This window comes from Hahella sp. CCB-MM4 (genome assembly GCF_002260525.1).
Classification (GTDB): domain Bacteria; phylum Pseudomonadota; class Gammaproteobacteria; order Pseudomonadales; family Oleiphilaceae; genus Hahella.
Map to the genome: position 1 here is coordinate 122,405 of NZ_MRYI01000015.1, position 13,811 is coordinate 136,215.

Consider the following 13,811-nt stretch of genomic DNA (forward strand, 5'->3'; position numbering starts at 1 on the left):
CAATTATTCAGCGGAAGACTGCCAGGCTGCCACGTCAGACAAACAGACAACATCCAGGCTACGATCCACTTTCTTTACCAATCCAGCAAGCACTTTACCTGGACCACATTCATAAAAACGGTCAACGCCCTGCGCCACCATCCCCTGAACACTCTGTGTCCAGAGCACGGACGAGTACAACTGCTTGATCAGATTTCCTTTCAACTCCGCCATATCCGCTGAAACGGCAGCATTTACGTTCTGAACGATCGGAGTGGTCGGCGACTTCAAGGAGACAGTCTCCAGCGTATCTGCCAGAAGATCAGCAGCGGGCTTCATTAATGCGCAATGGGAAGGAACACTGACAGCCAACTTTATAGCTCTTTTGGCACCAGCATCTTTAAGCCCTTCAATAGCCCGATCCACTGCCGCAGCGTCACCCGCAATCACCACCTGCCCCGGACAGTTAAAATTGACGGCCTCGACACACTCACCGCCAGCCGCAACCTGACACACTTTAACCACCGTCTGATCATCCAGACCCAGCACCGCAGCCATGGCTGTTTCACGCCCCTTCACCGCTTCCTGCATCAATTGACCCCGACGCTCCACCAGCTTTACGCCAGTCGCAAGATCAATAACATCAGCCGCCACCAAGGCACTGTATTCGCCAAGGCTGTGGCCTGCAAAAAATTGAACTTGAACAGGATTGATTGATTGAAGAAGACGCCAGAGCGCGATACTTGCAGTCAGAATAGCCGGTTGAGTCACCTCGGTGGAGTTGAGCCGCTCTTCCGGCCCCGCCTGGGCTACCTGCCAAAGGTCATAACCCAAGGCGTTACTGGCTTCATTAAAGGTGTCTTTAATTTGTGGGTATATGTCGCTAATGTCGGCCAACATGCCGATACTTTGCGAACCTTGTCCTGGAAATAGAATTGCTGTAGTCATGGACGCATGATACTCAATGATTTCTTCGGGGAGTAATTAGATCAAAGTTGTATGACAGAAAGTAGCCAACAATAGCTTTCATTTATATGCACAGAATTCATCTACAAAAAATCAGATCATTTCATCCAAACGGGCGTTGATCATTTCCGGCACTCCACGTTGCGCCTCGAACAAAGCCTGATCTATCGCCGTGCAAAATCCTCTTTCCCTGGCATTCCCATGACTCTTGATAACCGTCGCCTGCAACCCGATCAGACTCGCGCCATTATGTCTTGCCGGATCAAATATCGCCTGCAACCGACCAAGTATCGGCATCGCAAGATACCCTACGCACCGGCTATACCAATTACGCTCAAAAGCTCCCTTGACCACCTTAAGGATCAACTCAACAACGCCCTCTCCCGATTTGAGAGCGACATTGCCGACAAATCCATCGCACACCACAACATCCGCGATGGTCTTGAAGATATCCCCTCCTTCAACATAGCCGATGTAATTTAGCATTTCACATTCAGCCAGCATTCTGGAAGCCAGGCGCACCTGTTCATTCCCTTTGATATCCTCTTCCCCGACATTCAGCAGCGCAACCCTGGGTTCGGGCGTATTCTCGACCGCCTCAACCAATGCCGACCCCATAAGAGCAAACTGATATAAATGCTCCGCCGTGCAGTCCACATTAGCCCCAAGATCCAACACATAACAACGGTTGTTTGGGGAGGGAATTTTCTTGACGATCGCCGGACGATCCACACCAGGATGAGTTTTGAGTATAGACCTTGCCAGCAACATCAGAGCGCCGGTATTGCCTGCACTGACGCACGCATGAGCCTCCCCATCCCGAACCAGCCCAAGAGCTACGGCCATGGAAGAGTCCTGCTTTTTTCTCAGGGCATGGCTTGGCCTGTCATCCATTCGAACAACATCAGGGGCATGACAAATTGTTATCCGGGGGCAGTTCTGTCCCTTAAGCAGACGTCTAAGCTCCGGTTCATCACCAACCAGGATCAAAGATGCAAAAGGATTCTTTTCTACAGAACGGAGTGCGGCAGGAACAACGACGGCGGGACCGAAGTCACCGCTCATCGTGTCGATTGCAACAGTAATATTGCGTTCCAAAACTCAAGAAGGGGTTTTGGAATAATTAGTCTTGAGAGGTTTCAACCACTTTCTTGCCACGGTAGAAACCGTCAGCAGTTACGTGGTGACGACGATGCTTCTCACCAGTGGTTGGATCGATAGACAAAGAAGATGCAGTCAAAGCATCGTGAGAACGACGCATGCCACGCTTGGAACGAGTTTTACGGTTTTGTTGAACAGCCATTATTAGTCTCCTGAGCCAGCTCTATTCGCGAATTCAGCTACTTCTTGAGCAACTCGCCGAGAACTGCAAACGGATTGTCTGCTCGTTGTTCATCAGCCTTGCTCTTCATTTCATTTAACTCACTGCTGCAATGTTCATCATCGTGATAAGCAAACATCGGCAAACTTAACAGCAGCTCGTCTTCCAGTGCCTGGTACAGGTTCACTTCCTGATTCTCGACCAATACCGGCTCATAAGATTTAGGCAGCATCTCCAGATCATCTTCACTATCAGAAAAGACCAGAGTCACTTCACCTTCGATCTTATAATCGACTCTTCCCAAACATCTTTGACATGGCAACTTGGCTGTCGTGCTATACGACATAACCGCCACTTTCAGATTCTGCTCATCACGGCCAAACGTATATTTAGCCTTCACAGTCTCCAGTTCGCCTACATCCTGCATCTGCAGTTCAGTAAATCTGGGAAGATTTTCGGTCGAAACAGAGCCTTCAAAGGTGAGTCTTTTTTCACACCCTTTGGTTGGGTCTACAAGTTCCGGGATACCAGGCGTTTTCATAAGCGCGCAATTTTAGTGAGGCGCCCTGCCAAAGTCAAAGAGTTGTATGTAAAATCCTGATACTCAGCCTTAATTTTTAAGTACAACCCGGCAAAACACCTATTTTCATGACTGAATCAGCGACTAATTCTACCAAACCAACGATTGTTCTGGCTTCTACTTCTATATATAGAGCCAATCTTTTGAAACAGCTCGGCCTGAAATTCACAACAGCAAGACCCTTATTTATAGAGACTCACAGCCCCGACCAACTGCCGAATACTATCGCCAGGGATTTCGCCGAAGCCAAGGCAAGATCTCTAACAGACCAGTTCACCAGCCACCTTATTATAGGAAGTGATCAGACAGCCTCCCTGAATGGACACCTGTTAACCAAGCCTGGAACCTTTGATAACGCCTGCGAGCAGCTAAAGCAGTGCTCCGGGCAAAGTGTAACCTTTTATACGGGACTTACCCTGCTGAATACAACAACCGGGACCATTCATACCACCGTAGACGTAACAGAGGTCTCTTTCAGGCAACTGAGCGACGAACAAATAAAGCGATATATTGAAAGGGAGCAACCCCTGGATTGCTGCGGAAGCTTTAAAGTGGAAGGACTGGGGATTTCACTTTTTACTGCAGTTAACGGCAAAGACCCTAACAGCCTGATCGGCCTACCTTTAATTGACCTGGTATCTTTTCTTCGCCTGGAGGGAATAGATATCCCCTAACCTCCTGTCAACGCCAGCAAAAAAGATGGGAGGCACAGATACCAGCGGCGCCTCCCATCCATACCTTCACTGAAGCTGAACGGAATTACTCATCACCATATGGGCAATACCTTTCCCGACACTCGTACCCAGCTTGCTGAACAGCTCATCCAAACGATTCGGATGCGGGGTATAGTTAACGATATCTTCAGCACCAACCACTTCCCGGGCCACATAGCTGCTGCTACCCAGACCATCTATCAGCCCTAAATCGAGCGCTTGCTCCCCATTCCATACAACGCCCGAGTACAACAATGGATCACCTTTCTTCAAGCGATCACCACGACCTTTTTCCACTTGCTCGATAAACTGCTTATGCGTCGTATCAAGCACTTCCTGCCAAAACTGCTTTTCATCCTCTTTTACAGGAAGAAATGGATCCAGGAACGTCTTGTGATCACCTGCCGTAAATATTCGCCTTTCCACCCCAAGCTTTTCCATGGTATCCACAAACCCAAACCCTGAGGCCGTCACGCCGATCGAGCCAACCAGGCTGGCTTTATCCGCATATATCTCGTCAGCCGCAGCAGCAATGTAGTAGCCACCACTGGCGCCGATATCTGCGATCACCGCATACACCTTTTTCTCTGGATACTCCAAGCGCAAGCGAACAATCTCGTCATAGATATACCCCGCCTGAACCGGACTTCCGCCAGGACTGTTAATACGGAGAATGATTGCCTTGGCTTCCGGCTTCTCAAAGGCATCGCGCAAACCTGTTATCACCAGATCAGCACTTGCCTCTTCAGACGCGGCAATGACTCCCTGAATATCGATAAGCGCGGTATGTGGCCCTGATTTGAGAGCAACCCCACCACCCAATCCGGGGCGCAAAATGATCACTAATAATGCGAATAGATACACAAACGTCAGAATCTTGAAGAATATCCCCCAACGCCGGGCTTTTTTCTGCTCACCGACCGATGTCATGATGAGCTTCTCAATTAGCCGCCACTCTTTTTCAGTTGCTGGACGAGGTGAAGACTGATCTGATTCGTACATAAAAAAACTTTTTCCCTAAACCTGATTTTTCAACGTATTACAATAGCGAATTCAGCTTTGATTGAATATCCGAACTCTTTAAAATCACTTATTCATGAACAGCCTGTAACAGAGTTCACCCGTTCACCCGTTCACCCCAGTATATCCAGCAGCTCCACTGGCGAGGAAATGACAGACTCCGGCCTATAGGACAGCAGCCTGTCGGCATCATGCGCCCCATAGTTCACACCAATTCGGGGCATACCGATTTTTAATGCCATTTCCATATCATATTCAGTATCCCCGATCATGACAGCCTGACCAGGATCAACTCTTTGCTCTTCAAGCAGCATCTGCAGCATTAACGGATTTGGCTTGGAACGGGTTTCATCGGCGCACTTCACCCCAATGAAGAATTCCCCCATACCCAATTGCTCGAGCGCCCGATCCATCCCCCTTCGACTCTTGCCCGTGGCGATGGCCAATCGACACCCTCGATCCTTGAGTTGCTGCAGCGTATCGATAGCTCCATCAAACAAGTCGTCACGACTCATAGGTGCGCGAAAGAAGTGATCAGAATATGCCGCCCGAAAAGTATCAATAAACTCCGGAGTTCTATCACCAAATAATTGAAGGAGCGCCTCATGCATCCCTAGCCCAATAATATTCCGGGCAGCATCTTCACCAGGAAACCCTTCCTTGGTTACTTCACAGGCATAGCGAATACAATCGACAATATGCCCTGTTGAGTCTGCCAGCGTTCCATCCCAATCGAATATCACCAATTCATATTTCATATAGCTACTTTTTTAACAACACCTGCAAAACCATAACCATCAAGCCTTGTCTCTATCTGCTTATAGCATACCTATTTATAGCCACTAGCCTTTACAGTTACACCATATATAGCCATCGACTATTTGGTTGCCTAAGCATTAGGCCATATCAATAGAAAAGACATGGATCGACTTGAACAGCACTTAACTCTGACCTGATTAAGTCCGCAGTATCGGACTATCCTCCAGCTCCCATGGAGCCTCTATTCTCTGCATAGGTTTATCGGGCCACTTAAGCTCCAGCGCTCTCGCGTGCAGACACATGCGTCTGACACCTTTCTCTTTGTATAGCTTCAGCGCTTCATCGGGACAATACTTCTCATCTCCGATAATGGGGTGACCGGCAAATTGGGCATGCACCCGAATCTGATGAGTGCGTCCAGTTATAGGCCGGGCTTGCACCAGAGAGTGTCCGTCACCAACATAAAGAATGTCGAATTTTGTCTCGCTGGGCTTTCCATCCTGGCTGACAATCACCATTCTTTCGCCGGACTTCAGAGAGTTCTTCCTCAGTGGCGCCGTAACTTCAGTCTTATGCTTCGGCCAGCGCCCCAGCACCCATGCCTGATAGATCTTATTGACCCGCCCGCTTTGCAACATGCCGTGCAACTGCACCAGCATCCGACGTTTTTTTGCCAACATCAGAACCCCGGAGGTATCCCGATCAAGACGATGCACCAACTCAAGAAAATGAAGCTCTGGACGGGCTGCCCTGAGAATTTCAATCACACCAAAACTTAAGCCACTACCACCATGGACCGCCAATCCGGCTGGTTTATTGATCACCAGCAGTTCAGCATCTTCAAACAGTACGTTTTCATTGAGCGTTTGAATTAGACCGGCAGGAACACGAATCTCCTTTTCGGGGCTTTCGTCAAGCCTGATCGGAGGCACTCTAACCTCATCGCCCAGCCTCAATTTACTCTCTGGCTTGCAGCGCCCTTTGTTTATCCGCACCTCGCCCTTGCGAATAATGCGATAGATTTTGCTCTTGGGAACACCTTTCAACCGCTTGATTAAGAAATTGTCGAGTCTTTGACCTTCTGACCCGCCGTCAATGGAGATGAACTGAACACTTGAGAACGAAGTTAAACCTGATGAGGACACCGGAACCTGACCAATATAATGATAGACTGTCTAACAAGATTGAACGCCCAGGGGTAACCTGCTATATTTTCAAGGCGCTAACTCGGCTTGAGTCTTGCAACACAAGTATTGCAGATTGTGACTAAAAATGCCGAGAGATGCTCCAAAAAGTATCGGGCGCGAAGGAAAGATTATACAGAGACAAACCCATTGATGATACCGAGGTTTGTCACGAAGCCAATGCTAAAAAGTCATAGCAACCAATTAACTGGGTGCTGACATAGCGGCAGGAACCAGAACGAATTCCGTTGCGGAAGCAAATACTTCCCAACTAGCCTGGATGTCCATATGACATCGGGGCCTAAAAAGCGCGAGTTAGGGTTGACGCCAACAATGCATCAACCCTAACCAATTGACAGATAACGAAATTTCGCCCACATACAATACCGGCGAAATAATGCCATATGGGCTTCAAACCTAGCCATGTGGCTCGTTGGTGCGAGCATTTTCGCCTCGATAAGCGCCCGGCTCATCTTCGTTCCCCTCCTGCCCATTGTTACTGCCCCTTATGTAAAACGGAACATAGATGAAACGTATGTTGATAAACGCAACTCAACCAGAAGAGTTGCGTGTGGCTCTGGTAGACGGTCAAAAACTTTATGATCTCGACATAGAGTCAGGCACTAGAGAGCAGAAAAAAGCCAATATATATAAAGGCAAAATAACCAGAATTGAACCCAGCCTTGAAGCAGCCTTTGTCGATTTCGGCGCCGAACGCCACGGATTCCTCCCCTTAAAAGAAATTTCCCGCGAATATTTTAAAGCCCAGCCTCAAAAAGGCTCCAGAATGAACATCAAGGAGCTGCTGCAGGAAGGCCAGGAAGTTATTGTCCAGGTAGACAAAGAAGAACGGGGCAACAAAGGTGCCGCACTGACCACATTTATCAGCCTGGCTGGCCGATATCTGGTCCTGATGCCCAACAATCCTCGTGCCGGCGGTATTTCGCGCCGAATTGAAGGTGAAGAGCGGGATCAATTAAAAGAAGCGATTTCTGGACTGAATGTCCCCAAAGAAATGGGCATGATTGTCAGAACGGCCGGTGTGGGTCGCTCAAGCAAAGAGCTGCAATGGGACTTCGACTACCTGATGCAATTCTGGGATTCCATTAAGTCCGCTTCAGAAAACAAGCCGGCTCCATTTTTGATTTACCAGGAAAGCAATGTTGTCATCCGCGCCGTCCGTGACTATTTGAGACAGGATATTGGCGAGGTTCTGATTGACCACCCTCAGGTGCAAGAGGAAGCCCTCAATTTCGTTAAGGCTGTCATGCCCAATTTCGAAAACCGCATCAAGTTCTATCAGGACGACATCCCGCTGTTTAACCGCTACCAGATTGAAAGCCAGATCGAAACGGCCTACCAGAGAGAAGTCAAACTTCCTTCAGGTGGATCGATCGTTATCGACCCAACAGAGGCACTGGTTTCGATTGATATCAACTCGGCCAGAGCAACCAAAGGCGGAGACATTGAAGAAACAGCCCTGCAGACCAACCTGGAAGCTGCCGACGAAATCGCACGTCAGCTCAGACTGCGTGATATTGGCGGATTGATTGTCATTGACTTCATCGACATGACTCCAGCTAAGAACCAGCGCGAAGTGGAGAATAAACTCAAGAGCGCTCTCGACCTGGATCGCGCCCGCGTTCAAATCGGCAAGATCTCTCGCTTCGGCCTGTTGGAAATGTCTCGTCAGAGACTGCGCCCCTCCCTGGGCGAAACCCGCAACGAAATCTGCCCTCGCTGTAAAGGCCAGGGCACAATCCGCGGCATAGAGTCTCTGGCCCTTTCCGTTATGCGCTTAATTGAAGAAGAAGCGTTTAAGGAGCGTACTGCAGAAGTAAGAGCGATCTGTCCGGTGACCGTCGCGACTTACCTGCTAAACGAGAAAAGAGTGCACTTGGCGAAAACGGAAAAACGCCATGGCGTGAAAGTGGTCGTCGTACCAAATGCTCATATGGACACTCCTCATTTCGAAGTCCAGCGCATACGTGACGACAACGAAACCATCAATGAAACCAGCTACAACCTGAAACCAGAAGTTGAAGAAGACAGCGAACTCGAAGTAATGCTGCAGAAAGACGTCGTGCGTCAGGAAGCCGCCGTAAAATCGATCGTTCCGATGTCACGCGCACCAGAGCCTGAAGTCAGTGAAGTTGGCCTGCTTAAGAGAATCAGCCTGCGTATTGCCCGCGCTTTCAGCTCCGACAAGACCGAGCCTGAGTCCAGCAAGGAAGTATCCACAGCTCGCGGAAAAGCCGATCAGGGTCGCCGCAAGGTAAAAGTGGGCGAGCAAAAAGACAGCCGATCCGAATCAGACAAGCAATCCCGCGACAATACTAACCGTCGTGAACGTGGAGATCGCAAAGACAAAGGTCAGCGTGGAAGTAGTGAGCGCCGTGACAGCCGGGATAATCGCGACACACGTGAAGCACGGGATAGCAGCGATTCCAAGGACAGCAAAGATAGTCGCAGACAAGGACGCAATAAGAGCGATGACCGCAACCAAAACCGCGGACAGAACAAACGCTCTGAAGGTGGACGCAACCGCCGCAACGAGGCAGACCAGGAGAACCGCCCTCAAGACAAGCAGGATAGAAGCCAGAGCAGACAGTCCAGTGAAGGTAAATCTGACAACGAGTCAAAATCAGAGTTCAGCCGTCCAAGACGGGACCGCTCATCCAGCCGTCCGACACCTCCTGTGGTGAAAGAGCAGCAGGCTAAGGAAGCAGCTCAAGCGTCAGCTTCTCAAGAGTCCCAAAAGGCCCAGGAAACTAAAACTGCGCCTGAACCCAAGACAGCCGAAAAGGCAGCAGCCTCCTCTGTCAATGAGAAGCCCCAACAGAGTTCGTCGCCAAAACCTTCACAGGATAAGGCAGAAACGACTGCTCAGGATAAGGTAGCGACTACTACTCAAACTCAGGATAAGCCAAAGCTTTCTGATTCCAGCGATCAGCGGGAGAAAGCCCAAGCACCAGCTAAAGAAGAAGTCAGCAAGACCAAACAGGCAACCGAAACCTCTGACAAAGCAGCAAAACCTGAGGCGCCAAGAAGCCAGCCGGCTCCTGCAGCTCGCAAAGACTCAACTCCTTCAGCCAAAGCGGACCAAACCGCCAAAGGCGACAACACAGGCAGTCAAGTCAAATCAGCTGATGAGAAGCCTGTCGCCAAAGAGGCTTCACCTACTCAAGGCAAAGAACCTTCACCTGCTCAAGGTAAGGAACCCTCACCTGTGCAAGGCAAGGAACCTTCACCTGTGCAAGGTAAAGAGACCTCACCTGCGCAGAGCAGAGAGCCTTCACCAGCACAAAACAAAGAGCGCGCTCCAGCGGAAAAAGTGGCTGAATCCTCTTCCGAGCCTAAACGGGCTCCAAATGACCCCCGAGAGGTTAAGCGTCGACAATTGGAGCAACAGAAACAGGCTACAGCTAAAGCCAAGGAAACGACTGTTTCCGCGCAAGCGCAGTCAAATGATTCTGCCAAGCCATCAAGCGAGACGCCCCAGAAAGCTCCGACTAGTGAGGCAGTAGCGACTTCTCAGGCCAAGCCTGTTGCAAAGCCAGCTGAGCGCCCTCAACAGTCAGAAGCGGTTGACGCACAGCCCACTTCTGATAAGGCTGCCTCTCCAAAACAAATGGACTTCATTGAGGATTCGGAATCCAAGTCCTCCAATACAGCGAATAAAAGGCGCCCCCAGGAAACAGCGCAAGCTCCAAAAGCGGAACAGAAACCGGCTAACCAGGCTTCGGCAACCGAATCCAAAGCCGATAACTCTCCGCAGCGTCCCGCTCCTCAACCTGTCGCCGAGGAAAAAGCCACTGCCCAGCAGGAGGCGGCACCTCAACAGGAAAAAGCTGCAAAGAAGGAACAAGAGCCAACGCCGCAGGCTAGCGAGAAGCCCGAACCTAAGAAAGACGAATCGGTATCTCACAACACCTCCGGCAGCGCCTCCTGAGGCTAATACCAAGAAGGACTCTTAGAGCCCTCTAAAAAACCTTACCAATGGCAGCAGACATAATCTGCTGCCATTGGCTCCCCCATTCAATGCTGATAAAGTAGCCCTCATTCGCATCGCCTTTCAGGAACACTCTCAATGGCCAACGAAAGCTTTCCCTTCTCAACGGACTTTCTTGATTCGATAGAATCCATATTGTTCGACAACGACCAGGAAGATGACTGTCTCGATCTTTTTGGCATCCACGGGCTCGTGTGTTCTTTTTTAGTGGCGCCGGAAACTCCCGAACGGAACCAATGGCTCCTGTTTATTATCGGAGACAACAGCAATCTGGATGAAGATCAGAAAGCGACGCTGGAGCAGGCCATCACCCAACTGCAGCACCACATCTCAGAACAGCTGGAATCAGAAGAGGAGTTCACTCTTCCCGAAGAGACCTATGATGACGATAACGCCCTGGTAAACTGGTGCGCAGGATTTGTAGAAGGATTCCTGGCCTGTGAGCAAGCATGGTTTCAGGATCAGGACGAAGCCAATGTCGCAGGACTTCTACTCCCTATCATGGCCCACTCTGAACTCTTCCAGGATGATGATTTCGAGGACATTCGTCGTAACGACAAGTTAATGGCGCAGATGGTGAGCGAAATACCTGAAAATGTCGTGGATCTTTTTCTGCTTTACCGCTCGGGGAACTAAACCTTCCCGAGCTATCTGATAATCCTAATGATCAGTTGTTCCAGCTTACCCAAGAGGTATGTCAGTATTCTGTCCAGCAACTTCTGTTTTTGAAGGTAATCCGCAGTAATCTCTGTACTGTGGTCTATGCAGTTCTGATAAAAGCTACCAACCTGATCAGAAAATTCTTTACTGACCACCTCCTGGTTAGCTTCCAGATTGAAACGATACGCCCAATGGTCCAGGTTATATGAGCCTATAGAGACCCAGTCGTCGCATACATAGACCTTTGAGTGGATAAAAGACTTCTGGTACTCGTACAGCCTTACCCCGGCCCTAAGCAATCTCAAATAGTATCGACGACTTGCATAAGTAACAGGTGGGTGATCAGTAAAAGCCCCCGGCACCAGGATACGCACATCAACCCCTTGCCGACTGACCCGACGCAATAACCTGCGAATTCGCCACGAGGTTAAAAAATAGGGAGAAATTATCCATACCCTACTGGTCGCTTTACGCACCCTGGCCCCGAACTCCCGGACAATATCCTGCCGTGCCAGGCCGGCACCATATGCCACACGACCCGGCGTATTACCGTCAGACAAAGCATTACTTCCGTCAGACAGCATACTGCCGTCTATCGAGACCTCACCAACCTTCCAAACCTGACAGAATAGCTGACGCCAATCACGTACCACTTCGCCTTCGGCAACAATTGCCGTATCCAACCACGGCGGCTCTGCGGAAACCGGCCTTCCGATTATCTCGCCATAGAAATCATCATTGATGCCAAACCCGGAGACAACGGACACCATCTGATCGACAATGATCAATTTACGATGGTCGCGATGAAAGTTGGACTTGATCCGTTTAAGGGAAATCGGGTTGTAAGCGACAAAGTGCAGATTAATCCGGTAACGTTTTTGCTCCTGCAGAAACGGCAATACCTGACGACTTCCAAAACCATCCAACAACAGGTATACCGAAACCCCTCGTTCAAGAGCTTCATCCAAAGCAACCCACAACAGATCGAATGCTCTACCCTGCTCGACCAGATACATTTCGATCAAAATTTCTCTGGTTGCGGAATTTACCAATTCGAGAAGCCTAGCCAGATAAGCATCGCCACCGACAATCAGCTCGAAACTATTCGCCTGCCTCAGCGGATACCGAAACATATCTGTCGCAATTCCCGATTAATCGTTGAACTACCAATTTAGAAGCACTACCAACTTAGTAGAACTACCAAATTAGTGGAACAACTCCCGAATATTTGGCACATCTTTAATGAGCGATGGAAACTTACCTAATCGAGCCCAAGGAGTTATTCTTCCATGGAAATCACTCCCTCCACTCTGATACAGCATCCTCTTTCTGAGCTCATCCGACATCCAACCGAACTGACCGGAATTGGTATTAGGAACCGCCACCTCAACTCCCTGGCCGCCCAACTCTTGAAAGTCGTCCAATAAACGGCGCAACTTGGAGGCCGTCATCTTATAGTGAAAAGGATGGGCTATCACAGTCGCTCCGCCCGAACTTTTTACCGCCTGCATCAACTCAGCCAATGTGGGCCAGAAAAGCTTTACATCTCCCCACTTACCTGCCCCCAGATGTTTATTGAACGCCTCAGCCTGGGTATCCACGTAGCCGCCTTGCACCATCAATTGGGCAAAGTGAGGGCGCGCAGGCAACAAGCTGCCGGAAATATCACATGCTTCCTTATATATATTGTCTACCTTGAACTTCTTCTCGAATTTTTCAGCGATCTTGTGAGCCCGATCCACCCGTCTTTGCGACTGCTTTTCCAAAAAATTCTTTAAGTCGTTGTTATCTGGATCAAATCCCAACAATAGAACATGCAATGTCACACCATTCCAGTCACAAGACAGCTCAACACCGGGGATCAGTTCCAGGCCCTCAGGAATTCCCCCTTCCACCAACTGCTGGTAGCCACCGATAGTATCGTGATCGGTTAACGCCCACTGCTTTAGTCCTGACTGAACAGCCAGCTCCAGCATTTCCTCCGGAGTCAGCGTACCGTCTGAAGCAGTACTATGGCAGTGAAAATCAAATTCATGCCGGATTGATTGCATTCCTCACCTTCTATTAATTTCAATGCCCAACCAAAATACAGTATCATCCGGCGTACCGCAAAAAGCTAAAAGCAATCCGGCGGGCGCTGCTTCCGCCGTATGACACGACTTTGAATTTATAACGATAACGATTGTAACCGTACAGGGCGCATATTTAGAGCAGCCGGTTACCGATTAAAATTTGCCGAACATAAACGATCAATACAATCCATTGACGGACAATCTATGTTTTACGTAATTTTCTCACAAGACATTCCTGACAGCCTCGAAAAAAGAAAATCGGCACGGCCAGACCACCTCGCCAGATTGGAAAAACTGAAGAATGAAGGGAGGCTTCTTCTCGCCGGACCAACTCCGGCGATCGATAGCGAAGACCCGGGTCCAGCTGGTTTCAGCGGAAGTTGTGTCATTGCTGAATTCAATTCCCTGGAAGAAGCAAAATCCTGGGCAGACGACGATCCATATGTCGCCGCCGGGGTCTATCAGGAAGTGATCGTCAAACCATTTAAGAAAGTTCTTCCGTAGGCCCAGGACTCCTCATGGAGTACCTGTCGGTAGAATTATAT

13 protein-coding genes are annotated in these 13,811 nt (G+C 49.5%); 4 read left to right on the forward strand and 9 right to left on the reverse strand.

The window, feature by feature from the left end; genetic code table 11:
* Positions 1-3: 3 nt before the first annotated feature.
* The 4 genes from fabD to BTA51_RS21910 form a co-directional block, all read right to left on the reverse strand.
* Positions 4-927 carry an ACP S-malonyltransferase gene (fabD, locus tag BTA51_RS21895; RefSeq protein ID WP_094711217.1) on the reverse strand — a complete coding sequence of 308 codons (924 nt, stop codon included), beginning with the start codon at positions 925-927 and terminating at the stop codon, positions 4-6.
* Between the two features lie 111 nt (positions 928-1,038).
* On the reverse strand, positions 1,039-2,043 hold the full coding sequence (gene plsX, locus BTA51_RS21900; RefSeq protein ID WP_094711218.1) for a phosphate acyltransferase PlsX: 1,005 nt from the start codon (positions 2,041-2,043) through the stop codon (positions 1,039-1,041).
* Between the two features lie 25 nt (positions 2,044-2,068).
* The gene (rpmF, locus tag BTA51_RS21905; protein ID WP_094711219.1) at positions 2,069-2,248 is read right to left on the reverse strand and encodes a 50S ribosomal protein L32; all 180 of its coding nucleotides are present in this window, start codon (positions 2,246-2,248) and stop codon (positions 2,069-2,071) included.
* Positions 2,249-2,285: 37 nt separating this feature from the next.
* A complete protein-coding gene (locus BTA51_RS21910; RefSeq protein ID WP_094711220.1) occupies positions 2,286-2,807 on the reverse strand; it encodes a YceD family protein in 522 nt (173 codons plus the stop codon).
* A gap of 107 nt (positions 2,808-2,914) precedes the next feature.
* On the opposite strand from BTA51_RS21910, the gene BTA51_RS21915 reads away from it, so the two are divergent.
* Positions 2,915-3,520 (forward strand): nucleoside triphosphate pyrophosphatase, encoded by a 606-nt coding sequence (locus BTA51_RS21915; protein ID WP_094711221.1) that lies wholly within the window; start codon positions 2,915-2,917, stop codon positions 3,518-3,520.
* 66 nt (positions 3,521-3,586) lie between these two features.
* Here BTA51_RS21915 and BTA51_RS21920 read toward each other — a convergent pair whose 3' ends face one another.
* From BTA51_RS21920 to BTA51_RS21930, 3 genes are all read right to left on the reverse strand, one after another.
* Entirely contained in the window at positions 3,587-4,561 is a 975-nt protein-coding gene (locus BTA51_RS21920) for a S49 family peptidase (RefSeq protein WP_094711222.1), read from the reverse strand.
* 131 nt (positions 4,562-4,692) lie between these two features.
* Positions 4,693-5,337, reverse strand: coding sequence for an HAD family hydrolase (locus tag BTA51_RS21925; protein ID WP_094711223.1), 645 nt, complete (start codon positions 5,335-5,337; stop codon positions 4,693-4,695).
* 198 nt (positions 5,338-5,535) lie between these two features.
* Positions 5,536-6,483, reverse strand: coding sequence for an RluA family pseudouridine synthase (locus BTA51_RS21930; protein WP_246841128.1), 948 nt, complete (start codon positions 6,481-6,483; stop codon positions 5,536-5,538).
* Between the two features lie 565 nt (positions 6,484-7,048).
* On the opposite strand from BTA51_RS21930, the gene rne reads away from it, so the two are divergent.
* Positions 7,049-10,474 (forward strand): ribonuclease E, encoded by a 3,426-nt coding sequence (gene rne, locus BTA51_RS21935; protein WP_094711224.1) that lies wholly within the window; start codon positions 7,049-7,051, stop codon positions 10,472-10,474.
* 138 nt (positions 10,475-10,612) lie between these two features.
* Positions 10,613-11,170 carry a YecA family protein gene (locus tag BTA51_RS21940; RefSeq protein WP_094711225.1) on the forward strand — a complete coding sequence of 186 codons (558 nt, stop codon included), beginning with the start codon at positions 10,613-10,615 and terminating at the stop codon, positions 11,168-11,170.
* A gap of 11 nt (positions 11,171-11,181) precedes the next feature.
* On the opposite strand, the gene BTA51_RS21945 is transcribed toward BTA51_RS21940, so the two are convergent.
* Positions 11,182-12,327, reverse strand: a complete 1,146-nt coding sequence (locus BTA51_RS21945; protein WP_094711226.1) for a phosphatidylserine/phosphatidylglycerophosphate/cardiolipin synthase family protein — start codon at positions 12,325-12,327, stop codon at positions 11,182-11,184.
* 72 nt (positions 12,328-12,399) lie between these two features.
* Positions 12,400-13,245: a PHP domain-containing protein gene (locus BTA51_RS21950; protein WP_094711227.1), complete on the reverse strand. Its 846-nt coding sequence runs from the start codon at positions 13,243-13,245 to the stop codon at positions 12,400-12,402.
* A gap of 225 nt (positions 13,246-13,470) precedes the next feature.
* On the opposite strand from BTA51_RS21950, the gene BTA51_RS21955 reads away from it, so the two are divergent.
* Positions 13,471-13,770, forward strand: a complete 300-nt coding sequence (locus BTA51_RS21955) for a YciI family protein (RefSeq protein ID WP_094711228.1) — start codon at positions 13,471-13,473, stop codon at positions 13,768-13,770.
* Positions 13,771-13,811 lie beyond the last annotated feature (41 nt).